Raw genomic sequence first — 26,466 nt, 5'->3', positions numbered from 1 at the left:
ATATGCGGCGCGGATGAACACCTTGGCGTTGTCTGTCCAACAGGGACTTGGGCGTGACCCGCATGCCGGTGAGATATTCTGCTTTCGTGGGCGTAAAGGCGACTTGGTGAAATTGCTCTGGCATGACGGGGTTGGCATGTCGCTGTATCTGAAACGGCTTGAGGCGGGCAAGTTCATCTGGCCTGTGAGCCAGGACGGGACGGCTGTGGCGATATCATCAGCCCAGCTCGGTTATCTTCTGGAAGGGATCGACTGGCGTAATCCGCGTTGGACGCAAAGGCCCAGAACGGCTGGATAATCTGCGGTGAGGCACCTGTTTTTATTGGCCTTTCGTGGCGTTCATGGTAGACATCTGCCATGTCAGATGCCGCCTTGCAAATCGCCGAATTAAGCGCTGCACTTGCCGCGCAGACCGCCCGTGCGCAGGCTGCGGAAGCCGAATTGGCGCAGGCCCGCGCTTTGGCATCCTGCACGGACGCGATGATCCAGGAATTGAAGCTGGAGATCGCCAAGCTGCGGCGCGACAAATACGGCATCTCCTCCGAGCGCCGCGCGCGACTGATCGATCAGCTGGAATTGCAGCTTGCAAAATTGGAAGCCACCGCCACCTGAGGATGCGTTGGCGACTCAAGCAGCCGCTGCTGCAGACAAGATCAGCACCGTGCGCGCCTTCACACGGCGCAAGCCTGTGCGCAAACCCTTTCCCGACCATCCATTGCCCGGCAGCGGTTTGCCTGCAAACCGTGGGAGGGTGCCGCGCGAACGTGTGGTGGTCGAGGCGCCGACCAGCTGCACCTGCTGTGGTTCGGACCGCATCGTGAAGATGTCCTGCATGCCTACGCGAGGATGCAACGCAGCAAAGCGGCCAATGGGTCGCAAACATGGTCATGCGTGGAAACTGGCAGTTGCGAGATGTCATTACCTGCATCCAGCATCGTCAGCCTCTGGTTCCTCTCTGGAAATCTGACAAGCCTCGGGATCGGCATGACATCCAGGCACGCCTGCGCGAGATTGAGCAGGGCATCCTGTCAGGGAGACTTGATCAGCCGGAAACGCCTATTTCTGACTACGATCTATGGCTGGATGGTCGGCTTCAGAATGATCGTGACGTTACTTGGTTCATGGAACAGACGCTCTCTGCTTCAATAACTGTTTGTCGATTACTTGGAGAAGCCTTCCTGCGGAAGGATCAACTCGAAGATGCGCTTATCGGCGATACGGCGCATGCGGTGGGGTTCGATATTGCGCGGCACGGCGAGAAATCCATCCGACAAGCACTCGACCAGATTGCCGCCTCGTACACTGGACACCTTGATGAACCTAATAAGGCCTTCGGTGCGATGTATCAGGATTTTAACGGCAAAAATCCTGTGGAGGATGAGTTTGTCCCGTTCTTAAACATCTTGCGAGAGTGCATTCGCGATCACTGGCCCATCGCGCCGGGCGAAACGCTACTGGGTGAAGTTGTAACAGAACGTCGCATGCACTCCCTCGTCACAGCGGCACATGAGATTGGCATCGGTGTACAGGTTATCGAACACTTTCTACTCGAAGCTGGCGCTTTGCCCAAACAAGATGACCGCCCTTCGAGTCGCCGCGTGTTTGACGCGCAGGTGCATGCCGAGCTGCTCAGAGATCCCCACCCTTGCAGGACCCAAGGCCATGCGTGAAGCCATGGGGGCGACTTTACGTAAACTTATGGCGCTGGAGGATGAGGGCCTTCTGATCCCGCGCACACGCATCGCCAAGATCAAGAATCCATGGCGCGTTTCTGACGGAACAGCTTTTGTCGCAGAACTCCTTACCGGCGCGGTCCCCGTCGGAGAGGGCGACAACAATTGGGAAACCCTGCTTCTGGCTCGCAAGCGGACAGGGGTAGGACTTTCGGATCTGATCCAAGCGGTCCGGGAGGAACAGATATCTGTTGGGCAACGGATGGGGGGCACGGGTTTTCACGGGATCGTCGTCCAAAATAGCCAAGTCGACCTCCTCGCCCCATTGCGCCCAAAGCCCAGTATCCCCAACGAGGTCCTGTCCCCAGGAGAAATAAGTGCTGCCGAATTCGGTCGCACCGTCGGGCTGCGAGATCATGGAAACTTCATTGCATTGGTCAAGGCTGGCCAGACACCTGCGCTGCAACACATGCACCCCCGCACAAAACGCGTTCAATATCGCCTCAGCGCCGAAGACATCTCATCGTTCCACCGTCGTTTTGTGACGCTGACCACGTTGATCGAGGAAACTGGGTACCATCGCAACACACTGAAAACCCTTCTCGCGGCAGCCCGTGTTAATCGCTTTTCCCCAGACGGCCACGATTTTGGTCCCGTCTATCTAAGGGAAGAGTCAGTCAAAGCGCTCAAGTAGCGGAGAGGGCGTCGATCGGTACAGTAGCATTCGTGACTGTCCCGATTTTCCGAGGAATCCATGCTGGATTTCAAGGGAAATGTATAAATCCATTAAATTCAATGCATTAAGTGAAATCGTGTAATTTTCGAGAGTATTTCTTGACAGGGGTGCGCACGAGAAACGGACTTATTGCGCACACTTATGCCTCATCTACACCAAGGTATTGGTGAGCCGTGCGGGACTCGAACCTGCTACCTCCAAATTAGGAATTTGGCGCTCTATCCAGATGAGCTAACGGCCCTTAATGTTCTCTTTTTAGGGAAGGCACCGGCAATGTCAACGGTACTGCGCACCGGTATGCTGCCTGTGGCAACAGAAGGTGAAGCCACTTAAAGCTGCGTGGTGAAAATTACGGGCCTAACGCGAACTGATGCTCATGTCCGCGTAGGGCGGAGCCTTGTGTTATTCTTGGGGGCGCTTAATAATGCGGGCCGGAACGCCAACTGCCACACAGCCAGCCGCGACATTACTCAGCACGACTGCATTTGCACCAATCTTTGCACCATCGCCAAGCGTGATATCGCCAATAAGCACCGCCCCGGCACCGATATCAACCCCGTTGCCAATAACCGGCCGCCCCGCAATGCTATTGGTATGGACAATGCCAAAGGTGGTATTCTGCCGGATGATAACATCATCCCCGATGCTCTGGGCGACCAGTATCATTCCGCCGAAATGCTCTAGCTTCACGCGGCGCCCGACATAGGTCGTATAGGGCAAATCGATACCGCCGAACCACTGGCAGGACTTATACATCATTTTGTAAAACAGGCTCACAGGCAGCCGCAGAAGTTGCGGCCTTACCGACATGCGCCAATTACCAAAACGATGCCAGAACAATGCCCAAAACCCTTGGGCAAAAAAGTCGCACTCGTGGGTTTTAAAATCCTCCTGAACCAATCCCCAGAACCCGATCCCTCGCGGATTTTCGTTTTGATGACCAGGGTTAAGGGCTTGAGGACTTGTCGTATCTGCGGTCAGAGCTTTCTCAGGCGGATTATCAGACACGGGGTACTCTCAACAAAGGGTTAATGACGACTGTCAGAGTTAGGGGATCTAATTTCCAGCGTAAAGATTAATTAACCAAAACCCAGCCATGCATAGGGGATGCAGCGCGTTATCGCCCAAACGCGCCAAATCAAGGCTCATATCACCGCCGAAAGAGCTTTACCCCGCTACCGCATGGCACCGAAAAGCAATGCCGCCCCTTTATGGGAGTGCGGCTATTTTTTGAAAAACAGCGCATAAAGGGTTGGTTGGTCGGGTAGCCCTGTTGCGACAAGCCCGTTCTTGGTTTGATAATCCATCAGCTGACGGATTGATGCCTGATCGAACGCGCCGGTGTCATCTGCGATCTCATACCCTTCATCGCGAAGCGCCTGCTGAACGCGTTTCAACACCTCAACATATGCAATGGAACGTGCCTCGCCATTGCTGACCCCCACGACGGCGCTTTCCTGTTGCAGTCTTGCGGGAAAGAGTATGCGAAAAACACCCGCAAATGCATCGATGAAGCGCGTGTTCGGCTTGGCCTGATTGCACAGGGATTTCGTCAATTCCAACATGGTGCTGGTCGTCTGCCAAGGCGCGATATCATAGGTGTTTTCGTTGTGCTGGTTTTGTGCCGTTATAAAACCCTCGATCCACCCGCCATAGAGCGCGACATCCGCCGTGCCCTTTTCCATGGCCTCAGTGAAGCTTTCACAAGTTTGAAGCCCGCCCCCCTTGATGCCGAACTTCCCGTTCGCATCTGCGGCATAAGCCATCGGGGCCGCAAGGCCGCATACGAATATGAGGGATACGAATGTACCCCTCATAGTGTTGCGTTCAAAGCGCATGCGCATAGATGCAATCAAGCTGCTTTTTGGCGACGACGCAGCGCACCACCACCAAGCAACATCGCCCCGATATAAAGCAGACCAGAGGCAGGCAAAGGAACGGGCGACACGCCACCGACATCTTCGGTGATCGGCGTGATGACAACCGAGAAATCTCCCATAACCTTATCAAAGGTCATGCCTACCGGAAACGCCAACGGGTTTGTTGGGTCCAGTGACAAAGATGTGTCGATGCCCGAAAGGGTAAGGAAATCAACGCCGCCGCCGCCAAAGGTATATGTTGCACCCGCGGCAAGAACGATGTCGCCCAAACCGAAGTTAATGGTGTAACCGTCGATGTCCGCAACCGTTGCCAATGATGGCGCTGTGATCGAAGTGATCAAAGACCCACCCGTGACATCATAGGTAAAGCCGACAGATACCGGCGGATCAACCCAGATCATGTCGCCGCCCTCTGCGATCTCTGCGGCGATGTCGATGGTGAAACCTCCAGCCTCATCAAAAACCGGCGTGCCATCTGCGGTCATGATCGGCAAAAGCGGGTCAAACTCGGTCGATCCGGTCGCAGGAACAGGCGCACCGGTATCCCCGCCCGAAGTGCTTGCAAGAAAGCTCGACAGGTAGACTGTTGTATCAACGATAGCATCGCCGGCGTCGGCCAGGATGATCGTGAAGTTGTTGACCTGCCCCGGAAGAACATCCACGTCAAAGCGCAAAACAGGGTTTCCACCGGGGGCAAGGATGCCGTCAAGCTCTGTTCCGGAAATGGCTGCCATGTTCGGGTGATCAATATTGACGGGCAAATGCGCGCCGCCGCCTTCCGCCGCAACTCCGGCCTGGTTCGCCCCGTTCACAAAAAGACCGAACCCGTCCGTTACACTTCCACCAACATATTCGGGATATTCTTCGGACCCGAAGGCACCAAAGAATGTAACCTTATTCACGTCAGCAGCTGTTTCGAAATCGATATTCAGTTGAACGACGTCAAAATGACGATCCATCCCCGTGATCGGTTGAAGCAAAGCTTCCTGACTTGCCGTAGCCCAATTTTCCCGCTCGGGGACAATATCGCCGGAATCGACAAGAGGCGGCGCGCCATCGCCACCAATGTCTACATCATCCCAAAGACCGCCGCCAACTTCATAGCTTGTGGTCGTATCCTCAAACCGGTTCGGGCCGGTTTGATAATCCCGCACGTTACCCGAAGAAAACACAATCCCGTCTTGAGGAAGGCCATAGGTGCCGATCACATTTCTATAAAGACCGGCCTGCCCTGCAAAACCAAAAAGCTCAGCGCTTGTGACCGAAACACCGGGCAGGTTGAGAAACAATGTTTCTGCAAGCAAACCGCCGTTTGATTCACTGGTGATTGTAAGTGCGAGCGTTGCGCTTGGCACCAGCATTGCAAATGACAAGATACCTACACGAAGCAGACTGGTCGTGGCAGTAGTCATGATAGGTTCCCCCATGAACCAGATTGCACGATAATTCGGGATTTAAATAAACCCCACATATTACCTTATTAACCAAGATTTAACCTGCCAGTAAACCAAAAATTGCCATACCTGCATCAAAACCGGCTGTGCTGGATAGTGCCGCCCTATTAACTTTTTAGAATTTATCTTACTGACGCGGCATTGGTCTGCTGGTGGAATAGGCGCCGAATAAACCGATGTATCGACCGTGCAAAAACTCCAGATTCCCAAAAGTCAGGGTGGGTATTTACCGAAAGACAGCGGCTGACGCCCCCCCCGCTATCCCAAAGCGCGCGTGATCAACACCCCGGCCCAAGCGGAAACCCCCGTCAGCGCGCCCCCCCACAACATATCGGTGGCGACTTGGTTCATCGACCAGTCGCGCAGGGTGGCGTAATTGGTAAACTCATAGGTGCCATAAGCCATCAGCCCCAAGAGCACACCACCAACCAACGCGGCCATCGGATCGCTCTTTTGTAATGCGGGGACCGACACGAACCACAGCACCCCCGCAACATAGGCAAGATAGAACACCATCGCAGGCACAGCGCGAAAGGGTTCGGCATAAAGATGGGCAATATGCCGATCAAACACCGGTTTGATCAACACGCGCAGTCCGATTGCATCAATCGCAAAAAAGATCACCGCGGTTACAGCATAGAGGATCATGATTTTCATGGCATTGCTCCTTGTTAGCGCACAAGACGGCGCATTAATGGCAGGGCGGCCCAATATGGCAAAGCGCGCAACAGCTTGAGCACGTAGGTCAGCCGCCGCGGGAAATGCACCTCAAACCGGCGGGATTTCAGACCCTTTATGATCGCGCGGGCAGCAGCCTCGGGCGTGACCATCGCGGGCATGTCAAAGTCGTTCGTTTTGGTCATGCGGGTATCGACAAAACCGGGGCAGATCAGGCGGACGTCGACACGCCCCGCCAGCTCGGCGCGCAGGGTTTCGGCAAGGTTGATGACACCGGCCTTGGTTGCCGAATAAACCTGCCCTTGCGGCAACCCGATATAGCCCGCAACAGAGCCGCAAAGCGCCAATTGCCCGCCTGCGCGCAACAAGGGCGGTGCGATCTGTGCGATGTGAAAGCTGCCGGTCAGGTTTACCGTGATGATCTTTGCCGCACGCTCCGGATCGGCATCGGCAATATTTCCCGGATCATAAAGGGCTGCCAAATGCACAATGCGGTCCAGCGGCCCGATCCCGGCCAGCTTTGCCGCCGCCGCCTCGATGCTGTGCCGATCGGCAACATCCAACGGTAGCGCGATGTGTTGGGGACCAAGGCTTGCCGCCAACGCGCCCAGCCGATCCGCCGAGCGTGCAGACAGGATCAGCCGCGCACCGCGCCCTGCCCATTCCTGTGCCAATGCCGCACCGATGCCGTCGCTGGCACCGATGATCCAGATAGTTTCACGCATGGGCCAGTTCCACCTGCACAACATCGGTTTGGCCAACCGCAAAACAGGCCGCGCTGGATTCAAGATAGAACCGCCAGTTGCGCATAAAACCCTCATCATAGCCCAGCTTTCGAATGCGCTGTGACTGGCTTTTCAAACGGTCTGCCCAGATCACGCAGGTTCTGGCATAGTCGCGCCCGAAGGCATGGCTCTCGCGCACCCGAAGGCCGGCTTTGCGGGCCTGCTCGGCGATGATCGAATCCGACAGGAGCATGCCACCCGGAAAGGTATAGTGACGGATATAATCGGAACCGCGGCGATAGGCGTCAAAACCCGCGTCCGGCACAGTTATGGCCTGCACCATCGCCACCCCGTTTTCGGCCAGTCGCGCCTTGAGCGTGGCGAAATAGGTGGGCCAGTAACGTTCCCCGACCGCCTCAACCATCTCGATTGACACAATATTGTCAAACCGCCCGCTGCTTTCGCGGTAATCTTGCAACCGGATATCCGCGCGCCCGTCCAGCAAGGCCGAGGCATATCCCTTTTGGCTGGGGGAAATGCTTAGCCCCGTCACGTGACGCCCGCTGTCGGCCGCACGCGCGGCAAATCCACCCCAACCGCAACCGATTTCCAGAACACGCTCTCCGCCGGAAAGGCGATCCAGAATACGGTCATACTTGCGGTTCTGACCACGGGATAGATCATCGTCGCCAGTTGTGAAAATCGCAGATGAATAGGTCATGCTGTCATCCAGCCAAAGTTGGTAAAACTCATTACCCACATCGTAATGCGCCCGGATATTACGCGCCGATCCCCGCAACGTATTGGCCCGCATCAGCCGGTTTATCAGCCGGAATTTCAAACCGTTCCAGACGTTGGCATTATCGTATTCCTGAAAAAGATCGAGGTTCAGCAGGCCTACCTTTATCAAATCCTCAACCGAGGGCGTATCCCAAAGACCCGCGACATAGGTTTCCCCCATGCCAATATTGCCACGGGCCACAATCGCCTGCACTGCGGCCAGATCGTGTATCTGCATCTCGGCTGCCGGATCGCCCGCACCGAAGTCATGGGTGGACCCGTCCGGCAGGCGCAGCCGCAGGCTTCCCTGACGAATGCGGCCACAGGTTTCCAACAGTTTGTTTTTCAAGCGGTTGTCGAGAAACGACATCAGGTAATCTCCGAATTCGGGGGGGTGGGATGGGCGCGGTATCTGGCACCCTTCAGTTTCAGGCGCAGCGCTTGCCAGTAAATCAAGGTCATGGTCCGCAATGCGCCCAACGGGCGACGGATGCCTGCCCTGAGTAAGCCCGCATTGGTCATCGGTTGGCGCGGCCCTGACAGCACCGCAAGCACGCCCTCGGGGCCATTGCGGTGCAGAATGCGGATGGTGATCTGCGCAGGGGTTATGTCAAAGCCGAACGCATAGGTTCCCGCCACATCCTGAAAGGGGGACACATGCAGCGATTTGGGCGTCGTGATGCGTGTATCTTTGGTGATCGGGCCGAAATCCGGGCTGTGGCACAGGTAGGAATGGCGATCGCCGAAGGGGGTCGAAACCTCGGCAATTGCGGCGATAAGGGTGTCATCCTCCATCACCAGCCAAAAGCTGACGGGGTTAAAGACATAGCCCAGAAAGCGCGGCTGGGTCAGCAAAAGCAAATGCACCTTGCGCGCCCCAAGCCCCCTTGCGGCCAAAACGTCGCGCGCCCAAGTTGGGCCGCGCCCTTGGCCCAATGGCCCGCCATGATCGCAATCATGAACTGCCATCAGATTGAACCTGTTGCGTGAGAACAAGGCTGCCCCAGCGCCCCCTTCTTCGGGATCAATCAGCACATAATCGACACCATAGCGAAAACCGTGGCTGATCTTGCCCAGCCGCTTATGGGTCGTAATGCCCGCGATATGCTCCGCTTGATGCGTCATGCGTGTTGTCGCTGCATCAGCCGGTTGATACGGGCGGCACTGGCAAAGCCGTCTTCGTGGAAGCCGTGCCGCAACCACGCCCCTGCGAACCATGTATTGTTCTGCCCCTGCAGTTGCGCGATTTGCTCTTGTGCCGTCAGCGCGGCGGCATCAAATACCGGGTGACGAAACACGGTTTGATCATAGATCAGATGCTCTGGTATCGCGCGGGCGGGATTGAGCGTGACAAAAAGCGGATCATCCTCGGGGATATTTTGCAGGCGGTTCATCCAGTAGGTCACGCCTATTGCCGTCTCTGGTCCAGTGGTATCGGCATTATAGACCCAGCTGGACCAGACCGCCTTACGCTTTGGCATTTGGGCGGTATCGCGGTGCAAAACCATTACGTTATCTTGAAAGCGAACCGCAGAAAGCGCAGCACGCTCTTCTCCCGTTGGCTGCGCGAGCAGGCGCAAGGCTTGATCCGCATGGCAGGCAAAGATTACATGATCAAAGGTTGCGGCCCCCTGCTCACCACTGGTCACGGTACTTTGCGATCCGTTTCGGCTGACGGATTGCACCGGCGTGCCTGTGTGTATCGTCACGCCCTGCCTGCGCAGATGATCCTCTAGCCGGGTTACATATTGTGTGCTGCCACCATCGACGGTCCACCACTGATGCTGCGCTGTCGCGCTTAGCAAGGCGTGGTTGCGGAAGAACTGGATGATGGCGCGGGCGGGAAAGCTTCGGATTTGCGCAGGCGGCGTTGACCAGATCGCCCCGCAAAGCGGCATCAGGTAATAGTCCTGAAACCAACGGCCCAAGCGCATTTCATCCATCAAGGCGCCGATGGTCATGTCTCTGCCGCGCTCTACTGCTTCGGCGCCGGTGTTGAAGCGGTGGATGTCGCGCAGCATACGCCAAAAACCGGGGCGCAGCATATTGCGCCGCTGCGCCATCAAGGACCGCAGGTTGCGCAACGCATATTCGATCTGCCCGTCATTGACCGAGATGCCAAAGCTCATATCGCTTTTGATAACAGGCACATCAAGCGCCTGAAACATGCGTGTCAGATGCGGATAATTGGCGTAGTTGAAAACGATAAACCCCGTATCAACCGGCTGATCACCGTTCTTTCCGGCCATAACGGTGCGGGCATGTCCGCCAAGGCGGGGGGCGGCCTCATACACCGTGACATTGTGGTTGGGCGCCATCAAATAGGCGGCAGCCAGCCCCGAAATACCACCGCCAATAATGGCAATACGTTGCGGGCAGAAGGGGGCGGCATCAAAAGACATATTCAATCCGGCTGTTGTTTCAGAAAGATTACGGGCGGACAGCGCAACCGGATCAAAAATGATCCAGAAACCCTGCGCTTGCGTAGAATTATCAAGTTTCCAGCGCCGCGTACCGAAAGAAATGCGGTGGGATGTCCAAAGTCACTCACACCACATCAAAGAAGGCCGCCATGTCCGACAGCCCTGAAATCACTGCTAACGGCCCGATAGAAACCGACGGCACCACGATAAGGCATGCGCTTGTACTGGGCAGCTCGGGGGGCATCGGGGCGGCTATGGTCCGCACATTGGAACAGCGCGGGGTTCATGTCACCGGCCTGTCACGGCGCGACGACGGGTTGGATGTGACAGATGAAGCCTCGATCCGTCAGGCATTCGGCCGGTTGCAGGGAAGACGCTTTGATCTGGTGCTTAACGCGACAGGCGGATTGATCCTGAACGGCGTGTCGCCGGAAAAGACAATCAGCGCAATCGATCCGCAAAACATGGCGGCCCATTTTGCCTTGAATGCAACGGCCGTCGCACTGCTTATAAAACATAGCACTGCCCTTATGGCACCGGGGCGCGCGGTTTTTGCCTCTCTCTCGGCCCGGCTGGCCTCTGTCGGGGACAACCGGCTGGGGGGATGGATCAGCTACCGCGCGGCGAAAACGGCACAGAACCAGATCATTCATACCGCCGCGATCGAACTGGCCCGCACCCGTCCGGGGGCAATCGTGGTGGCGCTCCACCCCGGCACGGTTGCGACATCCCTCACCGCGCCATTTCGGGCCGCCGCGCAGACAGACACAACCGCAACGGCCGCCGCCCGTTTGCTCCGCGTGATAGAAGCGCTTGGCCCAGGCGATAGCGGCGGCTTTATAGACCAGCACGGTAAAACCATCCCCTGGTGAGATGGGCTTACCGCCACGGGGCCGCTTTCACCCTAATGGCACCCCGCCCTTCCGCCAGATACCGAAGGCGGCACAGCACGACAAAACCGCGGTTAAGGCGATCACCACGACAAACGCCTCATCAAAGGCCCCTCGCGCCAATGCTGTCAGATGCACGGCGGCTGCGGGTTCCAGCCGCTCAGCAACCAGCAGGGCTTCATCAATGCCGTCGGATACCGTGGCTGACAGGCCATCGGGGATAATCATGGCACGCGTGTAAAGCGCCGACATCAGGCTGCCAAGGACCGCGATGCCAAGCGCGCCCCCAAGCTCAAACGACACTTCCTCGATCGAGGCGGCCATGCCGGTGCGATCCTCGGGTGCGGACATCATAATGGTGCTGGAGGCTGCCGTCATCGTAGCACCAAGCCCGAACCCCATCACCGCCAGAAATGACAGCCAAAGCCATGATGGCCCTTGGTATGTCGAAAGATAGGCCATCAGTGCCACCCCGGTCACCGCCATTGCCGCGGTTAGCACCCGCCTTGCCCCTTGACGCGGCAGCACAAGGCCGGTCAACGGTCCGGCCAGAAAGGCGGCCATTGGAATCGGCAAAATCATCACCCCGGCCTGCAACGGCGACAGCCCCAGCACGAGCTGCAATCGCTGGCTGAACACAAGCTCCACCCCGATAAGGACCGCCGCCGCCACCATCGAGGCAATCACCCCGGATGAGAATTGGGCGTTTTTGAACAGCGAAAAGTCGATCAGCGGGCTTACACTTGCCCTCTGCCTGCGCACAAAAGCCAACATGGCAACCATGCCGATCACAAAAACGATGCCCGCGATTTGCCATGACGGCTCTCGTTTGCTTGCTTCTTTGATGGCGTAAACCATCCCGATTAACCCGACCATCACCTGCGCCGAGCCGATCAAATCAAAGGGATGTGCCTGCGCCGGACGTTTGTTGACCAAAACCAACGCACCCGCCGCCAACGAAAGAAGGACAATCGGCACATTGATCAAAAACACAGATCCCCACCAGAACCATTCAAGCAGTAACCCGCCCACCACAGGGCCAAACGCGGCCCCGCCCGAGGCAACGGCAGCCCAGATCCCGATGGCAAAGGCACGCTCTTTCTCATCCGTGAAGGTCAGACGGATCAACGACAATGTCGCGGGCATCATCATCGCCGCCCCGACCGCCAGCATCACCCGCGCGGCAATAAGCATGGAAGGTGCCGGAGAAAAGGCCGCCGCCAAAGAGGCAATCCCGAACACCACAAGACCCGACAGGAACATGTGCTTGTGCCCGAACCTGTCGCCCAGCCCACCCAAACCCGGCAACAGCCCGGCCACCACCAGCGGATAGGCGTTCACGATCCACAGCTTTTCGGTGGCTGTGGCGGCCAGATCATGCGTAAGCCGTGGCAGCGCGGTGTATAGAACCGTCATGTCAATAACGATCAGGAAAAGCGCGCTCGACACAATTGCCAGAATAAGCCAACGGTTGCGGGGGGACATGGTTATAATCCTTGGAACGTTGAGATACGGTTTGTGTATCCGAGGCCTGGGATATAAATACGTTCGTATTGAAATGAAAGAGGGAAAATGGCGGGACGACCACGCAGCATTGACCGGAACAAAGTGCTCGACGCCGCCGAGGATCTGGTGGTGACGGCGGGTGCGGGTGCGCTTAGCTTTGAGGCTGTCGCAAAAGCTGCCGGAATTACCAAGGGCGGCGTGCAATATGCATTCGGAACGCGCGACAACCTGATCCGCGCGATGATCGCCCGCTGGGGAGGGGGCTTTGACGCCGAAGTTGCGGCGCGAACCGGCCCCGACCCCGCGCCAGCCGCGCTTATCCAAGGGCATCTGGCCACAACACGGGATGCGGATGCAACAGACCACTCGCGCTCTGCCGCTATGATGACCGCCCTGTTGCAGCACCCTGACCAGCTGTCAGACACACGGCAATGGTACAACGCCCGTCTTGCCGGGCTTGATCTGGAAAAGCGCGAAGACCGCCGCCTGGCGCTGGCCTTTTTGGCCGGTGAGGGTGCTTTTCTGCTCAAAGCGCTCGGGCTGATTGACCTTGCGCCGGCGCAGTGGAATGCGCTGTTCGACGACATGCTGACCGAGGCCGCCTCCGAAAGCTAGACCACCCGCCGCGTCACAGATAGGGACGCAGCATGCCGATTGAAACGATTGCGACGAGCAATCCAGCGGTGATCTGGGCAATGGGCAAAAACAGCGCGCCCCCACCCCGTCGTGTGCCAAGCGCCGAGAGAATGACGCGCGCCCCGACCCCCGATCCGACAACCGTCATATTGAATGCGGCCGTCCCCAAGCCCATCGCAAATGTCGCAAGGATACCCGCAGGCAGGATCTGCAAACGCCAAGCAATCACGAGCAAAAACAACGCGCCCGTGCAGGGGCGGATCGCAATACTGGCAATCAGGGCCAGCATCTCTCGCCATGTCATCGCTTGGTCGACCTCTTGCATGGAGGGGCCGTGCTTGTGACCGCAAGAACACCCCTCTGGCCCGTGATCGTGTTCGACGTACGCTACCCCCCAAACCGCTCGCGCCCCGCGCACCGCAAGCAGCGCCCCGATCAGCCCGATGATGCCATAGCTGATCGGGGCCAGCAGACGCTCTGTGATGTCAATGAGGGATGCACTGGTCAACGAGACAAGCTGAATGCCCCCCGTCACAAGCAACACCGCCGCAAGCGATTGAGCAAGGCTGGAAACAAGGGTCAGGAACGCCATCCGCCAAATAGTTGCGCGGCTGGAAACAGCGGCCGCCCCAAGCAAAAACTTGCCATGCCCCGGCCCGATTGCATGCACAAACCCATAGCCAAAAGTCAGCCCGCAAAGCGTGAGCAACGCCGCCGCATCGCCTGCGCGTATGGCACGAAGGCTGACCGCCATCGCGTTCTGAAAATCCCGCTGCATCTGCGCTGCCCAACGCATAACGGCAGTGAAATCAAAGACCTGCATCAACAGGACGGCGAGAACCAACGCGCCTGCAAGCACCAAAGCAAGATGGATCAATCGCATTGCAATAGGATTTCCTCGGAAAACAACGCGCCAACATTCGGATCGTCCGGGATTTCTTCTTGTGACAACGCCGCAAGCTGGTTTTGTAACGCAGAGGATTTTTCATCTGGCGTGAAACCCATGACCTGAACCGCGCACCCTGCCGGTCCACCGGAAAGCGTCCCCGCCTCTGCGATAGAATAGGCATAGTAGTAAATCGGATCGTAAATTTTAAGCGAGGCCGATTTTCCCGACATATTAACAGCGTTTTCAAGCAGCAACTCAAAGCCCACGCCAATCCGGTCGTCATTCATCTGCGCCGAGGCATTTTTCGGGCGTGAGAGTTTTTGTTTCTGACCGTCAATCCAAAGATAGGTGTCGCCCTCATAATCCGGCGCCCAATCCGTCTCACCCTGCTTGATCGTTTCCAGATCACCGCCATCCAGCTTGCCATCGCCATCTTTATCAAGGCTAAGCGTGTCGTAAAGCAGCAAGGTCGTGAAGGCATCATAAAGCCAGTATATCCGCACCCCTACGAGACGCCCATCTTTTGCAAAGATGAACGCCCCTTTGGCATCCACAAAAACATGCGGATGTGCAGCGGCTGAATTGACCGATAGGGCGAGGATCAGGGCAGATATAAAATGGCGCATATCCGTGACGTATCTCGACAATAGGGGTGACACAATCCGCGTCACCCTGCATGTGCTGATTTCAGCCAACTCAATGCTCTGCCGCCGCGGGATGGGCCTCGCCCCAGACACGGCGCACATCCCGGCTCAGGCGTTTGCGTTCGATCCGTGACAGCGCCCGTTGCGCCTCGGCCACATCCCCGCGTGAGGCCCGCAACGACTGTTCCCAGAACCGCAGCGCGGATTGCGCCGACCACGGCAAAACCGCCTGCGCCAGCCAACAGCGCAGCGCAGGCGGGAGCCGGTCATAATCCTGCATCGGATTGGTGTTCCGGGACCGGGGCCGAAGGGTGCTTCGTGTGTTGGTTCCCTTGCCGCGCTGTGACATCAGGCCGCCTGCGGTGCGTGGCGCCAAGCCGGAAAGGGATCGGGCAACTCCGCCCATTGATCCGGCACAAACGCGTCCCCATCGGCGATCAGCGCCCCGTCCAATGCCGCGGTGATCGCCGCCTTATCCATGTCGGCGCCGATAAACACCAACTCCTGCCGCCGGTCGCCATAAGGCTCTTGCCAGTTTTTGTTCAGGTAATCGATCGCCTGCTGATGGTCTGGCCAACGCTCTTTCGGGACGGTCGCCCACCACATGCCCATCGGTTTGATGCTGCTCAACGCACCCGCAAGTGAAAATTCGGCCAGCCAGTCCGGCCGGGTCGCAACCCAGAAGTGGCCCTTGGCGCGGATCACCCCCGGAAGCGCCCCGCACAGCACATCATGGACCTTTTGCGGATGGAACGGACGCCGCGCCCGATAGACAAAAGAGGAAACCCCGTATTCCTCTGTTTCCGGGACGTGATCGGCAAAACCGTAAAGCTCTTTGGCCCACATCGGATGCAGATGCGCCTTGTCAAAATCGAACAACCCCGTGTCAAAGATCCGGTCCTGCGGCACCTGCCCGTAATCGGTTTCGATGATCTGGGCATCGGGGTTGAGCGATGTGATGATTTTACGTGCCGCGTCCAGCCGCTCGGCCCCCGCATCGCTGACCTTGTTCAAGATGACCACATCGGCAAATTCAATCTGATCGACCAAAAGATCAACCAAAGAGCGGTCATCCCCCTCCCCCAGGCTTTCACCCCGATCACGGATGAAATCATGGCTGGCATAATCCGCAAGCAGGTTGACCGTATCGACGACCGTCACCATCGTATCCAGCCGCGCAACGTCAGACAGGCTCTCTCCGAACTCATCCCGAAAATCGAATGTGGCCGCGACGGGCAACGGCTCTGACACACCCGTAGATTCGATCAACAGATAATCAAAGCGCCCTTCATCCGCTAGGCGCCGCACCTCTACCAGCAGATCATCGCGAAGGGTGCAGCAAATGCAACCGTTGGTCATCTCGACCAGCTTTTCTTCGGCATGGCTTAAATTGGCACCGCCGTCGCGGATGATGTCGGCGTCGATGTTCACCTCCGACATGTCATTCACGATGACCGCAACCTTCCGTCCTTCGCGGTTGTTAAGCACATCACTCAGAAGCGTGGTTTTCCCCGCCCCGAGAAACCCTGAAACGACGGTAACGGGCAGGCGCACATCCTTGGCTGGCATCATTCTCTCCACATTATGTTATATCATTACATATATATGGAGGGCGTGGTTTCCGCAAGCCGGTTTTCGAAACCCAACATTGCCCTAGCCCGCGACATCTTTCATGCCGCTTCGCAGTTGCAAAGACACACCTCTTGCTTACAAGTGCGGTTACGGACGCCAACCAATGCGCAACATTGGTTTACAATTCAAATGAGACAAAATGTCGATCAGGATAGCACGGGCCTCATCGCCATTGCCGCCCACGGCAGGTCACCTCAACCTATTCTGGAAGCAGCATAAATGGATCTACACTTTGTTTTGCTTTTGGGCCTCGGCGCAATGGCCGGCGGTTTCATCAACGGGTTGGCCGGCTTTGGGACGGCCCTCCTTACACTAGGCATTTGGTTGCAGATCATGCCCCCGCAACAGGCCGTGGCTATTATCGTCATAGTGGCCGCGATCAGCGGAATTCAGGGCGTCTGGATCGTACGCGAGGATCTAAAGGCCAATCCCAAAAGGTTGATGATTTTCCTGCTGCCGGCGATTTTGGGCGTCCCGCTCGGCATTGAGTTGCTGTCCTCGATCGACGCAGGGGTGTTGAAAATCGGCGTTGCGGCATTCTTGCTGCTCTACGGCAGTTTTTTTATCGTCCGGCGCAATCTGCCAAGCTTTGAACGCCCGACACCGGTGATAGACGCCGCAATCGGCTTTCTCAGCGGCGTCCTTGGCGGGGCAGCCTCCTTGTCGGGGGCATTGCCGACGATGTGGTGCGCCATGCGGCCTTGGACAAAACAGGAAACACGCGCTGTTCTACAGCCCTTTAACGTGGTTATTTTGCTGCTGACGGCCGTTTTTCTGGCGTGGCGCGGGGCGTACACGCGTGAAACATTGCTGATCCTCACCGTTGCATTGCCCATCACAATGGTCGCTGCGCAGATCGGGATTTTTGTGTTCCACAGGCTGACTGACGTGCAATTTCGCAGACTTCTGATCGCCTTGATGTTCTTGTCAGGGATCTTGCTATCACTGCGCGAACTACTGTGACCCCGCATTGAAGAACGAAGCCGAGCTCAGGATCTTGTGTTAATCGTATCGGCCAATGGTCGTATTTGAACGGCATAGGCCTGCGGTCCCGAATGAAGGTCCTGCTTGCTTCCCCCGGCGTCAGTAACTTCGGTCAGTCAATCCCCTCAAAACCCCCTTTTCCTCCAGCGTCCAATCTGTCTGCTGCCGTTTTACAAACAGTAGCCTACCTGCTCGCGATATATCTCGACCATCTGCAGGGGAATTGAGGCGGAGAGAGGGAGCCTTAGCGGGTGTGGTGTTGCGAATACCGAAATCATTGCACACATAAAGACGGCCAGTTGCGACGTTAAATCGGAAGCTCAAATGGAACCGCGAGGTTAGATACCTCAGCAATCTGCTTGTCAGTCCCTGCGCTACGGTCTTTAACGGGCGGTGCAACGACACCCGCGCGGCTCTCTGTCTGCGCAGGCCAGTGCCAAAGAGGATATCACATTGCTTTTTTTCACCATCTGGCCCCTTTTTGCGCTGATATGCCTTGGATACATCCTTGCCCGGCGGGGCTTTCCTGATCCCGGCTTCTGGGCGGCTGCCGAACGGATCAACTATTTCGTGCTCTTCCCGGCCCTTCTGCTTGGCAGTCTGGCCGAGGCCCCCGTCCGCGACCCTTTGATGCTGCGTTTGGGCGGTGCCGCCGTGGCAATCATTCTATTCGCGGCACTCGCCCTGGCCTTGGCCCGCCGCGCCCATCCCATGCCCGCGGCGCGCTTCGGCCCGGTGTTGCAAGGCACTGTGCGCTTCAACACCTATCTGGGGCTGGCGATCCTGGCGACCCTAGCCGGACCCGTGGGGATCGAGCGGGCAGCGCTTTACCTTGCCATCGCCGTTCCCTTGGTCAATGTCTTGTCGATCATGGCGCTGACCGAGGCCGGTCAGGCCCGCACTCTGCTCGTTCTGCTTCGCACCATGGCGCGCAACCCGCTGATCCTGGCTTGTCTGGGGGGCATCGCGCTGGCGCTTACCGGATGGGGGCTGCCCTTCGGAACAGAACGTCTCCTTGATCTTCTGGCGCAAGCGAGCCTGCCGCTTGGCCTGCTCTGCGTGGGGGCGGCCCTGCAACCTGCGGCCCTGCTTCGTGACGGATTGACACTGGCCGCAACCGGCACCCTGCGCCTACTACTGATGCCCCTGCTTGCCGCGCTCATCGCGCGCGCCGTCGGCCTTAGCGGGGTCGAGGCGCTGGTGCTGATCGTCTTCTCGGCTATTCCCACGGCCCCCACTTCCTATGTGTTGACCCAGCAACTGAACGGTGACGGTACGCTAATGGCAGGCATTGTCACCTCCCAGACCATCGCAGCCATCGCTACAATCCCACTGGCCCTTTGGGTCCTCGGTGCTTGACGCCACCCGGCATCTTAGAACTCCCGCTGGTGTGCACTGGTTGCCGCCGGGCATCAAATGATGCGGCACTGACACAGCCTCCGAGGCGATTTGGTCTTGTCACGCTTACGTTCCGGCCTCTCAACTCATTTAGGCAGCCTTTCGTTCGAAGGCCAAGGGGCTTTTGCCAGGCCAAGCTCCACCAGCTGTGGATGCAGGGGCAGGTCGCGCCTGGCCGTAAGCGACTTGAGCCCGCGATTGGCGTTCGGCGCGATGATCAGGGCGGGCAGGCCGTCGATCGCGGTGATCTCGGCGGCTTTCAGCGCCGCGATTTCCTCGCGCCTTGCGCCGGTCAGCGCGGCGGTCAACGGCACCCAATAGAGCCCGTTTTGGACCAGCTGCAATCCCGGCTCCTGCCAGTGGATTTTGTCCTTCCAGCCATGCCAGACCGGATGGGCGAAGAGCTTTTGCACATCATCGGCGGTAAAGGCGGGCCGTTCGTCGCGCTCGCGCAGCGCGCCGAGGTCCAGATTGCCGACGGATGGCAGCCCCTCAGCCCGCGCCTTGGTAAACAGCTGACCCCGCTCGCTGGGTGATCGAGGCGGATGAGGCGCGCAGTCTTTTGGCGGCGGGGGCGCTTCTCCTGGATACGCGGTCCGAGAGGCAGCGCAGAGACCTGCCGTTGGCCGGATCGGTCCCGGTCACATGGCAGCAATTCTCAAACCCCGACATGCCGAACATGGGCCATCTTTTGATGGACGACGCGATGTTGACGCAAATGCTGCGCGAGATTGGTGTTTCAGCAGCACTTCCCGTGGTCGTCGTCGCGGATCCCGCCAAAAGCTGGGGAGAAGACGGGCGCATCGTCTGGACACTGCGCAGCTTGGGGCATGCGCAGGCCTTTCTTGTGAATGGCGGTGTTGCGGCGCTGCTGGCGGACGGAGGACCTTCAATCACCGAGGCCGAGGTGCCTGGTGATTTCACAGTCGCCCGCATCACCGATTTTGAGATTGGAAAGGAAGAATTGGCAGGTTTGATTGGACAGCCCGACGTCATCATTATCGACACGCGCGAGCAGCGCGAATACGAGGGTGCTACACCCTATGGGGAATCCCGCGGGGGACATCTGCCGGGCGCGAAACATGTATACTTTATGGATCTTGTCGGGGCCGACGGCCGAATTGTGGAGGGCGCAACACTGCAAGCCCGCCTTGCCGACCTCGGCATCACCGGCAAGACACAAGTGGTGTCCTATTGCACAGCAGGCATCCGGTCGGGATTTGTGACAGCCGTCTTGAAGACCGCCGGAGTGAACGCGCGCAATTACGCAGGTTCCATGTGGGAATGGGCATCTGAGGATGCCATACAATTCTGCCTGTCGATCAAAGTGTTGTTCAAGCTGCCGCTCAGGCAGACCGCCGGGATGGTGGCGAGCCTACTGCGGCTGGCGGGCCTGGACTGGCCCGTGCCGGACTTTTCCACCCTATGCCGCAGGCAGAAGACCCTGGCCGTTCAGATCCCTTAACCGGACAGATTAAAGCAATTGATGATCGTCTTGCACATATCGAAAGCCGGATCGAGGATCTTCATGATGCCGAGATACAGCGCGATTTTGTCACTCTACGAGCGGTGTGCAAACAAATTGACGACGCTTGGAGTATTGCGAATCCATTGCCAGAATGGTCAGCCGCCGCAGGCGCCCTCTACCAGCTAGAAGCGCGGTTCTTTGATCGCGCGCGGCAAGCACAAAACGCACCCGATTTTGCCGTTGATCGGTTTGAAAGTTTTATTGATGCGGCTTTATTAGCCTCAGCCGCCCTCGTCTCCGTACGAACGGCAATGGATGATTTGAACGCCGCACAGATTGCTGCCGCTGACACTGTAGCCAATCTGAATTCGCTAACCAATCGCATTGGAATTCTAGAGCTTTTAGAGACACGCATGCGCAATGACATGGCACTAACATTGGCTGGAAGGATCGACGCGCTGGCACGACATCGCGTCGAGTCATTTGCGCATGTCGCACTTTTCAGAGCGCGCGAAGACCAGGTTGGCTCGGCGTCACACACAATTTCTTACCTCAATCGCTGTGGTTATTCTGGCCGCGCTTATCTCGAGAAACTGCGCGATAACAAGCAATCACCCATCGCGATCATGGAATACGAACAGACCTGAAACAGTGAGGCGGTTGGGGTAATCCCCCCCGAAAGTAAGGGGCTGCGGAAGTAGAATTTTCTCGGCAAGATGAACGAGGAGATTTTGAATGAAAATGACCAGATATAGCGAACCCCAGATCCTTGCGATCCTGCGCCAAGCCGAAGGTGGTGTGCCGGTGGCCGAGCTTTGCCGTGAACATGGCATGAGCAATGCGTCGTTTTACAAATGGCGTGCGAAGTATGGTGGCATGGATGCATCCATGGTCAGCCAGATGAAAGCCATGGAGGAAGAGAACCGCAGGCTGAAGCGGATGTATGCAGATCTGAGCATGCAGGCGGACTTATTGAAGGAAGCCCTCGGAAAAAAGTAACGGGGCCATCTCAGCGCCGCGAGATGGCCGAAACGGCGGTAGAGCGACGGGGCGTCAGCATCGCGCTGGCGTGCCGGGCCTTCGAGGTCAGCGAGACCTGCTATCGTTACAGCCCGAAGCTGAAAGACGAGAACGAGGTGATCGCCGATCTGCTGACAGGGCTGACGGATGCGCGCAAGACTTGGGGATTTGGCCTGTGTTTCCTGCATTTGCGCAACGTGAAGGGGCATCCGTGGAACCACAAGCGGGTCTACCGGATCTACTGTGAGCTGGAACTGAACCTGCGCATCAAGCCGCGCAAGCGGCTGAAACGGGAGAAGCCTGACGTTCTGGCGGTCCCGAACAGACCGAATGTGACCTGGTCCATGGACTTCATGGCGGATCGCCTCGGCGACGGCAGGGCTTTTCGGCTTTTGAATGTGTTGGACGACTTCAACCGCGAAGGGCTGGGGATCGAGGTTGATTTCTCGCTCCCTGCCGAACGGGTCATCCGCAGCCTTGATCGCATTATCGAATGGCGCGGAAAACCGGGCACGATCAGGGTCGACAATGGGCCGGAATATATCAGCGAAACACTGAGAAAATGGGCTGAGAAACATAGTGTTACGATCCAGCACATCCAACCCGGACAGCCCCAGCAGAACGCCTATGTCGAGCGCTACAACCGGACGGTTCGGCATGAATGGCTGGATCAATACATCATCGAAAGCATCGAGGAGGCTCAGGATCAGGCCACACAATGGCTCTGGACATATAACAACGACCGCCCGAACATGGGCATCGGCGGCATCACACCCGCTATGAAACTGAAAATGGCCGCGTAAGTTCTACAGATGCACCCCGTTAAAAAGGGGGCGATTACCCCACGGCTGAACGTCTCGAAAAACTTAATCAATGAAGCGGTGCCGCATCTTCAAATCATCGATGATGCCCTCTGGCACCGCGTTAAAGCCCGTCAAACCGCCATTCGGGAAGAGATGAACCCGGCTGGGATCAAAGACGGCCACACGCGGCCCGAGAAGGCACGGCGGCCCAACTATCTGTTTTCTGGCCTTCTGACATGTGACTGTTGCGGTGCCAGCTATACGCTGATCAACAAAACCCGCTACGGCTGCGCCGGTGCGCGCAACAAGGGCGAGGCGGTTTGCACGAACCGCGCCACTATCCTGCGCGATGTGGTTGAAGAGCGCGTGCTCAACGGGCTGCGCGACAGCTTGCTGCAGCCAGACCTCATCGCAACCTTCATTGAGGAATATCGTCGGGCCTTCAACGCAGAGGCCGCAAGCGCGAATGCCGACCGAGATAAGGCGCGCCGCGAGCTGAACCAGATCGACAAGAAGATCGCAGGCATTATGGCAGCGATTGAGGATGGCATGTATCAGCCGAGCATGAAGGACCGAATGGCCGCCTTAGACGCCGAGAAGCAGGCACTGACCAAACTTCTTGAGGAAAGCCCCGAGCCCCCTGCCCTGCGGCTGCACCCGAGCCTTTCGGATCTCTACCGCAGCAAGATCCGCAACTTGTCGTCTGCGCTGCAAGATCCAGGCCTGAAGATGGAGGCCACCGAGGCCCTACGCGGGCTGATTTCGGAGGTGCGGATGATGCCTGACGCGGATGCGCTGAACGGGCATCATATTGAACTTGCGGGGGAATTGGCGGGGATTTTGTCTTTAGGGGAGGCAGATACGACAAAGCCCGCAAGGTTTGCGGGCTTTAGGTCGGAAACGATGGTTGCGGGGGTAGGATTTGAACCTACGACCTTCAGGTTATGAGCCTGACGAGCTACCGGGCTGCTCCACCCCGCGACGGTTGGGCGCTTTGTTGGGCCCTATAGTGCCCCTTGTGTAGGATTGGGGTCATTTTTGTCATCGTTATGAGAGATACGTTTCTTACTAGGTTTGGCGGTGACCTACTCTCCCACGTCTTAAGACGCAGTACCATTGGCGCGGCGGCACTTAACTGCCGAGTTCGGGAAGGGATCGGGTGTTTTGCTCGCGCTATGACCACCAAACCGAGAAAGAAACGTTTTCCTGAGGTATTCAGGAAGTAACAACATCAGTGATAAAGCTATGCGGCTTTATCATTGTTCCATGTTCTTACACTGCCGTCACTTTGTGACGTAGTGATGTTTGCTTTTGACTTTATTTCCGAATGCTTGGTTCATATGAACCTTGCTTTTTCTGGATCAAATCAAGCCTATCGAGCAATTAGTACCAGTCAACTGAATGCATTGCTGCACTTACATCTCTGGCCTATCGACGTGGTGGTCTTCCACGGCTCTCAAGGGAGATCTTGTTTTGAAGGGGGCTTCCCGCTTAGATGCCTTCAGCGGTTATCCTGTCCGTTCATAGCTACCCAGCACTACCATTGGCATGATAACTGGTCCACCAGTGGAACGTTCACCCCGGTCCTCTCGTACTAGGGGCAACTCTTCTCAAATCTCCTACACCCACGGCAGATAGGGACCGAACTGTCTCACGACGTTCTAAACCCAGCTCACGTACCTCTTTAAACGGCGAACAGCCGTACCCTTGGGACCTGCTCCAGCCCCAGGATGAGATGAGCCGACATCGAGGTGCCAAACGATGCCGTCGATATGGACTCTTGGGCATCATCAGCCTGTTATCCCCAGCGTACCTTTTATCCGTTGAGCGATGGCCCTTCCACTCGGGACCACCGGATCACTATGACCGACTTTCGTCTCTGCTCGACTTGTCAGTCTTGCAGTCAGGCTGGCTTCTGCCATTGCACTCAACGAGCGATTTCCGACCGCTCTGAGCCAACCTTCGCGCGCCTCCGTTACACTTTAGGAGGCGACCGCCCCAGTCAAACTACCCACCACGCAGGGTCCCGGATCCGGATAACGGACCGCGGTTAGACATCAAGAGTAAGAAGGGTGGTATCTCAAGGGAGGCTCCACGAGAACTAGCGTTCCCGCTTCAATGCCTACCACCTATCCTGCACATCTCAATCCTGATGCCAGTGCGAAGCTATAGTAAAGGTGCATGGGGTCTTTCCGTCTAACCGCGGGAAGTGTGCATCTTGACACACAGTTCAATTTCGCTGAGTCCACATCAGAGACAGCGGGGAGATCGTTACGCCATTCGTGCAGGTCGGAACTTACCCGACAAGGAATTTCGCTACCTTAGGACCGTTATAGTTACGGCCGCCGTTTACTGGGGCTTCAATTCAGAGCTTGCACCCCTCCTTTTAACCTTCCAGCACCGGGCAGGCGTCAGACCCTATACGTCGTCTTACGACTTCGCAGAGCCCTGTGTTTTAAGTAAACAGTCGCCACCCCCTAGTTTGTGCCCCCCACCTCTAGTTGCCTAAAAGTGGGGCCTCCTTCTCGCGAACTTACGGAGGCATTTTGCCGAGTTCCTTTGATGTGGTTCTCTCAAGCGCCTTGGTATTCTCTACCTGTCCACCTGTGTCGGTTTAGGGTACGGTCTTATAGAGGGGCTATTTCCAGGGACCACTCAGCAGCCTACCCAATCCGATAAGGGTAAACTACCTCTGCAATCCGTCACCACCTCACGGCCCAGGAATATTAACCTGGTTCCCATCGACTACGCCTTTCGGCCTCGCCTTAGGGGCCGGCTTACCCTGCTCAGATTAGCTTTAAGCAGGAACCCTTGGACTTTCGGCGAGAGGGTCTCTCACCCTCTTTGTCGCTACTCATGTCAACATTCTCGCTTCTGATCTCTCCACCGGATGCCTTACAGCCCGGCTTCACAGAAAGCACATTGTGTCCGTAATACCCGAAGGTACTAAAGACACAGCGTCCTATATCACAGAACGCTCCGCTACCACGTGTATTGCTACACATCCTGAGCTTCGGCTCGTAGTTTGAGCCCCGTTACATCTTCGCCGCAGGACAGCTTATCTAGACCAGTGAGCTGTTACGCTATCTTTAAAGGATGGCTGCTTCTAAGCCAACCTCCTGGTTGTTTTGGCCGTCCCACATGCTTTCCCACTTAACTACGAATTAGGGGCCTTAGCTGCAGGTCAGGGTTGTTTCCCTCTTCACGACGGACGTTAGCACCCGCCGTGTGTCTCCCGGATAGTACTCATCGGTATTCGGAGTTTACTTAGACTCAGTAAGGCTGTGGGCCCCCATCATCCATGTAGTGCTCTACCCCCAATGGTATTCGTCCGAGGCGCTACCTAAATAGCTTTCGCGGAGAACCAGCTATCTCCAAGTTTGATTGGCCTTTCACCCCTAGCCACACGTCATCCAGACCCTTTTCAACGGGTGTTGGTTCGGACCTCCAGTAAGTGTTACCTTACCTTCATCCTGCACATGGCTAGATCACTTGGTTTCGGGTCTAATCCAACGAACTCATGCGCCCTTTTAAGACTCGCTTTCGCTGCGCCTACACCTATCGGCTTAAGCTTGCTCGTTAGACTAAGTCGTTGACCCATTATACAAAAGGTACGCCGTCAGGACTGATGTCCCTCCGACTGCTTGTAGGCGTCCGGTTTCAGGTACTGTTTCACTCCCCTTGTCGGGGTGCTTTTCACCTTTCCCTCACGGTACTGGTTCGCTATCGGTCAGTAAGGAGTACTTAGCCTTCGGGGGTGGTCCCCCGATCTTCAGACAGGATTTCACGTGTCCCGCCCTACTTAATATGTCCCTTGGAGCTTCGTATACGGGGCTGTCACCCTATATTGCTGGCCTTTCCAGACCATTCTACTCACTCTTCAGGGCTCGGCTGGTCCGCGTTCGCTCGCCACTACTAGCGGAGTCTCTATTGATTTCCTTTCCTCCGGGTACTTAGATGTTTCAGTTCCCCGGGTTTGCTCTAAAACCCCTATGTATTCAGGATTAAAGTACCTGGTTCACCTCATTATAAGCAACCTTGCGGTTATTATAACAAAATGTCAGGTGGGTTCCCCCATTCGGAGATCTATGGGTCAAAGCCTATTCCCGGCTCACCATAGCTTAACGCAGGGTATCACGTCCTTCATCGCCTCTTACTGCCTAGGCATCCACCAAACGCCCTTTTCGCGCTTGATTTGATCCAGAAAGAGCAAGGCTCCGACATAAGTCAAAGCCCAACCAATTCCG

General features: G+C 56.9%; 24 protein-coding genes, 2 tRNA genes, 2 rRNA genes and 4 pseudogenes. 14 read left to right on the top strand and 18 right to left on the bottom strand.

Features of this window, described 5'->3' with window-relative positions; all coding sequences use genetic code 11:
* The first annotated feature begins 13 nt into the window (after positions 1-13).
* The 4 genes and pseudogenes from tnpB (at position 14) to EOK75_RS10240 (ending at position 2,367) form a co-directional block, all read left to right on the top strand.
* Complete coding sequence (gene tnpB / locus EOK75_RS10255) at positions 14-298, top strand: IS66 family insertion sequence element accessory protein TnpB (RefSeq protein ID WP_476705432.1); 285 nt, start codon at positions 14-16, stop codon at positions 296-298.
* Positions 299-357: 59 nt separating this feature from the next.
* Positions 358-826: pseudogene (locus tag EOK75_RS10250) on the top strand (transposase domain-containing protein); the annotation flags it as partial.
* Between the two features lie 55 nt (positions 827-881).
* Positions 882-1,670, top strand: a complete 789-nt coding sequence (locus EOK75_RS10245) for a hypothetical protein (RefSeq protein ID WP_168199208.1) — start codon at positions 882-884, stop codon at positions 1,668-1,670.
* Positions 1,663-2,367: a hypothetical protein gene (locus EOK75_RS10240; protein WP_137193864.1), complete on the top strand. Its 705-nt coding sequence runs from the start codon at positions 1,663-1,665 to the stop codon at positions 2,365-2,367. The genes EOK75_RS10245 and EOK75_RS10240 overlap by 8 nt, the downstream gene beginning before the upstream one ends.
* Positions 2,368-2,573: 206 nt before the next feature.
* Here EOK75_RS10240 and EOK75_RS10235 read toward each other — a convergent pair.
* The 9 genes and pseudogenes from EOK75_RS10235 to EOK75_RS10195 all read right to left on the bottom strand — a co-directional run bounded on the left by EOK75_RS10235 (position 2,574) and on the right by EOK75_RS10195 (position 10,328).
* A tRNA-Arg gene (locus EOK75_RS10235) sits at positions 2,574-2,650 on the bottom strand.
* Between the two features lie 161 nt (positions 2,651-2,811).
* Positions 2,812-3,186, bottom strand: a complete 375-nt coding sequence (locus EOK75_RS21575; RefSeq protein ID WP_276612512.1) for a serine O-acetyltransferase — start codon at positions 3,184-3,186, stop codon at positions 2,812-2,814.
* A 446-nt stretch (positions 3,187-3,632) separates the two neighbouring features.
* Positions 3,633-4,175: a peptidoglycan-binding domain-containing protein gene (locus tag EOK75_RS10225; RefSeq protein ID WP_168199207.1), complete on the bottom strand. Its 543-nt coding sequence runs from the start codon at positions 4,173-4,175 to the stop codon at positions 3,633-3,635.
* Between the two features lie 698 nt (positions 4,176-4,873).
* Positions 4,874-5,650, bottom strand: a pseudogene (locus EOK75_RS21850) (choice-of-anchor L domain-containing protein); the annotation flags it as partial.
* A gap of 351 nt (positions 5,651-6,001) precedes the next feature.
* Positions 6,002-6,400, bottom strand: a complete 399-nt coding sequence (locus EOK75_RS10215) for a DUF2177 family protein (RefSeq protein ID WP_137193860.1) — start codon at positions 6,398-6,400, stop codon at positions 6,002-6,004.
* Between the two features lie 14 nt (positions 6,401-6,414).
* A complete protein-coding gene (locus EOK75_RS10210; RefSeq protein ID WP_137193859.1) occupies positions 6,415-7,146 on the bottom strand; it encodes an SDR family NAD(P)-dependent oxidoreductase in 732 nt (243 codons plus the stop codon).
* Complete coding sequence (locus EOK75_RS10205) at positions 7,139-8,296, bottom strand: SAM-dependent methyltransferase (protein WP_137193858.1); 1,158 nt, start codon at positions 8,294-8,296, stop codon at positions 7,139-7,141. Before EOK75_RS10205 ends, EOK75_RS10210 begins: the two co-directional genes overlap by 8 nt.
* Complete coding sequence (locus EOK75_RS10200) at positions 8,296-9,051, bottom strand: DUF1365 domain-containing protein (RefSeq protein WP_137193857.1); 756 nt, start codon at positions 9,049-9,051, stop codon at positions 8,296-8,298. Before EOK75_RS10200 ends, EOK75_RS10205 begins: the two co-directional genes overlap by 1 nt.
* Positions 9,048-10,328: an NAD(P)/FAD-dependent oxidoreductase gene (locus tag EOK75_RS10195; RefSeq protein ID WP_137193856.1), complete on the bottom strand. Its 1,281-nt coding sequence runs from the start codon at positions 10,326-10,328 to the stop codon at positions 9,048-9,050. The genes EOK75_RS10200 and EOK75_RS10195 overlap by 4 nt, the downstream gene beginning before the upstream one ends.
* 170 nt (positions 10,329-10,498) lie before the next feature.
* Between EOK75_RS10195 and EOK75_RS10190 the strand changes: the two genes are divergently transcribed.
* On the top strand, positions 10,499-11,221 hold the full coding sequence (locus EOK75_RS10190; RefSeq protein ID WP_137193855.1) for an SDR family NAD(P)-dependent oxidoreductase: 723 nt from the start codon (positions 10,499-10,501) through the stop codon (positions 11,219-11,221).
* A 27-nt stretch (positions 11,222-11,248) separates the two neighbouring features.
* On the opposite strand, the gene EOK75_RS10185 is transcribed toward EOK75_RS10190, so the two are convergent.
* On the bottom strand, positions 11,249-12,724 hold the full coding sequence (locus EOK75_RS10185; protein WP_137193854.1) for an MFS transporter: 1,476 nt from the start codon (positions 12,722-12,724) through the stop codon (positions 11,249-11,251).
* Positions 12,725-12,811: 87 nt separating this feature from the next.
* Here EOK75_RS10185 and EOK75_RS10180 point away from each other — a divergent pair, with 87 nt between their 5' ends.
* A complete protein-coding gene (locus tag EOK75_RS10180) occupies positions 12,812-13,360 on the top strand; it encodes a TetR/AcrR family transcriptional regulator (protein WP_137193853.1) in 549 nt (182 codons plus the stop codon).
* 13 nt (positions 13,361-13,373) lie between these two features.
* Here the strand turns inward: EOK75_RS10180 and EOK75_RS10175 are convergent, their stop codons facing one another.
* From EOK75_RS10175 to zigA, 4 genes are all read right to left on the bottom strand, one after another.
* Positions 13,374-14,264 carry a nickel/cobalt transporter gene (locus tag EOK75_RS10175; RefSeq protein ID WP_137193852.1) on the bottom strand — a complete coding sequence of 297 codons (891 nt, stop codon included), beginning with the start codon at positions 14,262-14,264 and terminating at the stop codon, positions 13,374-13,376.
* Entirely contained in the window at positions 14,255-14,896 is a 642-nt protein-coding gene (locus EOK75_RS10170; RefSeq protein WP_168199206.1) for a DUF1007 family protein, read from the bottom strand. Before EOK75_RS10170 ends, EOK75_RS10175 begins: the two co-directional genes overlap by 10 nt.
* A gap of 70 nt (positions 14,897-14,966) precedes the next feature.
* Positions 14,967-15,263 carry a DUF6525 family protein gene (locus tag EOK75_RS10165; protein WP_137193850.1) on the bottom strand — a complete coding sequence of 99 codons (297 nt, stop codon included), beginning with the start codon at positions 15,261-15,263 and terminating at the stop codon, positions 14,967-14,969.
* On the bottom strand, positions 15,263-16,483 hold the full coding sequence (gene zigA, locus EOK75_RS10160; RefSeq protein WP_137194366.1) for a zinc metallochaperone GTPase ZigA: 1,221 nt from the start codon (positions 16,481-16,483) through the stop codon (positions 15,263-15,265). Before zigA ends, EOK75_RS10165 begins: the two co-directional genes overlap by 1 nt.
* 282 nt (positions 16,484-16,765) lie before the next feature.
* Here zigA and EOK75_RS10155 point away from each other — a divergent pair, with 282 nt between their 5' ends.
* The gene (locus tag EOK75_RS10155) at positions 16,766-17,509 is read left to right on the top strand and encodes a sulfite exporter TauE/SafE family protein (protein ID WP_137193849.1); all 744 of its coding nucleotides are present in this window, start codon (positions 16,766-16,768) and stop codon (positions 17,507-17,509) included.
* Positions 17,510-17,983: 474 nt separating this feature from the next.
* Positions 17,984-18,889 (top strand): AEC family transporter, encoded by a 906-nt coding sequence (locus tag EOK75_RS10150; protein WP_137194365.1) that lies wholly within the window; start codon positions 17,984-17,986, stop codon positions 18,887-18,889.
* 125 nt (positions 18,890-19,014) lie between these two features.
* Here EOK75_RS10150 and EOK75_RS10145 read toward each other — a convergent pair whose 3' ends face one another.
* A complete protein-coding gene (locus tag EOK75_RS10145; protein ID WP_137193848.1) occupies positions 19,015-19,272 on the bottom strand; it encodes a site-specific integrase in 258 nt (85 codons plus the stop codon).
* Between EOK75_RS10145 and EOK75_RS20825 the strand changes: the two genes are divergently transcribed.
* From EOK75_RS20825 to EOK75_RS10125, 6 genes and pseudogenes are all read left to right on the top strand, one after another.
* Entirely contained in the window at positions 19,258-19,464 is a 207-nt protein-coding gene (locus EOK75_RS20825; RefSeq protein ID WP_168199205.1) for a hypothetical protein, read from the top strand. The genes EOK75_RS10145 and EOK75_RS20825 overlap by 15 nt on opposite strands.
* 134 nt (positions 19,465-19,598) lie before the next feature.
* Positions 19,599-20,210, top strand: a pseudogene (locus EOK75_RS21070) (sulfurtransferase); the annotation flags it as partial.
* Between the two features lie 9 nt (positions 20,211-20,219).
* A pseudogene (locus EOK75_RS21065) lies at positions 20,220-20,390 on the top strand (transposase); the annotation flags it as partial.
* The gene (locus EOK75_RS10135; RefSeq protein ID WP_137193847.1) at positions 20,354-21,043 is read left to right on the top strand and encodes a hypothetical protein; all 690 of its coding nucleotides are present in this window, start codon (positions 20,354-20,356) and stop codon (positions 21,041-21,043) included. The pseudogene EOK75_RS21065 and the gene EOK75_RS10135, both read left to right, overlap by 37 nt.
* Positions 21,044-21,131: 88 nt before the next feature.
* Positions 21,132-22,219 (top strand): IS3 family transposase gene (locus tag EOK75_RS10130; RefSeq protein ID WP_137192138.1). Its coding sequence is split into 2 segments (ribosomal slippage): positions 21,132-21,393 and positions 21,393-22,219, totalling 1,089 coding nucleotides; the frame shifts between segments, so codons are not numbered across the junction.
* 9 nt (positions 22,220-22,228) lie between these two features.
* Positions 22,229-23,167: a recombinase zinc beta ribbon domain-containing protein gene (locus tag EOK75_RS10125; protein ID WP_137194364.1), complete on the top strand. Its 939-nt coding sequence runs from the start codon at positions 22,229-22,231 to the stop codon at positions 23,165-23,167.
* On the opposite strand, the gene EOK75_RS10120 is transcribed toward EOK75_RS10125, so the two are convergent.
* The 3 genes from EOK75_RS10120 to EOK75_RS10110 form a co-directional block, all read right to left on the bottom strand.
* Positions 23,124-23,200 (bottom strand) — tRNA-Met (locus EOK75_RS10120). The two genes, EOK75_RS10125 and EOK75_RS10120, sit on opposite strands and share 44 nt — an antisense overlap.
* A 91-nt stretch (positions 23,201-23,291) precedes the next feature.
* A 5S ribosomal RNA gene (gene rrf, locus EOK75_RS10115) occupies positions 23,292-23,406 on the bottom strand.
* Between the two features lie 175 nt (positions 23,407-23,581).
* Positions 23,582-26,415 (bottom strand): 23S ribosomal RNA (locus EOK75_RS10110).
* Between the last annotated feature and the right edge of the window lie 51 nt (positions 26,416-26,466).

Source organism: Pseudorhodobacter turbinis (assembly GCF_005234135.1).
GTDB classification, from domain to species: Bacteria; Pseudomonadota; Alphaproteobacteria; order Rhodobacterales; family Rhodobacteraceae; genus Pseudorhodobacter; species Pseudorhodobacter turbinis.
This window is presented reverse-complemented; position numbering and strand designations above follow the sequence as displayed.

Coding starts and splice junctions, on each gene's coding strand:
- EOK75_RS10135 (WP_137193847.1), top strand. CDS start 20,354: ATGCCGCAGGCAGAAGACCCTGGCCGTTCAGATCCCTTAACCGGACAG.
- EOK75_RS10125 (WP_137194364.1), top strand. CDS start 22,229: ATGCACCCCGTTAAAAAGGGGGCGATTACCCCACGGCTGAACGTCTCG.
- tnpB (WP_476705432.1), top strand. CDS start 14: ATGAACACCTTGGCGTTGTCTGTCCAACAGGGACTTGGGCGTGACCCG.
- EOK75_RS10210 (WP_137193859.1), bottom strand. CDS start 7,146: ATGCGTGAAACTATCTGGATCATCGGTGCCAGCGACGGCATCGGTGCG.
- EOK75_RS10245 (WP_168199208.1), top strand. CDS start 882: ATGGTCATGCGTGGAAACTGGCAGTTGCGAGATGTCATTACCTGCATC.
- zigA (WP_137194366.1), bottom strand. CDS start 16,483: ATGCCAGCCAAGGATGTGCGCCTGCCCGTTACCGTCGTTTCAGGGTTT.
- EOK75_RS10200 (WP_137193857.1), bottom strand. CDS start 9,051: ATGACGCATCAAGCGGAGCATATCGCGGGCATTACGACCCATAAGCGG.
- EOK75_RS10185 (WP_137193854.1), bottom strand. CDS start 12,724: ATGTCCCCCCGCAACCGTTGGCTTATTCTGGCAATTGTGTCGAGCGCG.
- EOK75_RS10155 (WP_137193849.1), top strand. CDS start 16,766: ATGGATCTACACTTTGTTTTGCTTTTGGGCCTCGGCGCAATGGCCGGC.
- EOK75_RS10205 (WP_137193858.1), bottom strand. CDS start 8,296: ATGTCGTTTCTCGACAACCGCTTGAAAAACAAACTGTTGGAAACCTGT.
- EOK75_RS10195 (WP_137193856.1), bottom strand. CDS start 10,328: ATGTCTTTTGATGCCGCCCCCTTCTGCCCGCAACGTATTGCCATTATT.
- EOK75_RS10215 (WP_137193860.1), bottom strand. CDS start 6,400: ATGAAAATCATGATCCTCTATGCTGTAACCGCGGTGATCTTTTTTGCG.
- EOK75_RS10170 (WP_168199206.1), bottom strand. CDS start 14,896: ATGCGCCATTTTATATCTGCCCTGATCCTCGCCCTATCGGTCAATTCA.
- EOK75_RS10190 (WP_137193855.1), top strand. CDS start 10,499: ATGTCCGACAGCCCTGAAATCACTGCTAACGGCCCGATAGAAACCGAC.
- EOK75_RS10225 (WP_168199207.1), bottom strand. CDS start 4,175: ATGGCTTATGCCGCAGATGCGAACGGGAAGTTCGGCATCAAGGGGGGC.
- EOK75_RS10165 (WP_137193850.1), bottom strand. CDS start 15,263: ATGTCACAGCGCGGCAAGGGAACCAACACACGAAGCACCCTTCGGCCC.
- EOK75_RS10240 (WP_137193864.1), top strand. CDS start 1,663: ATGCGTGAAGCCATGGGGGCGACTTTACGTAAACTTATGGCGCTGGAG.
- EOK75_RS10175 (WP_137193852.1), bottom strand. CDS start 14,264: ATGCGATTGATCCATCTTGCTTTGGTGCTTGCAGGCGCGTTGGTTCTC.
- EOK75_RS10180 (WP_137193853.1), top strand. CDS start 12,812: ATGGCGGGACGACCACGCAGCATTGACCGGAACAAAGTGCTCGACGCC.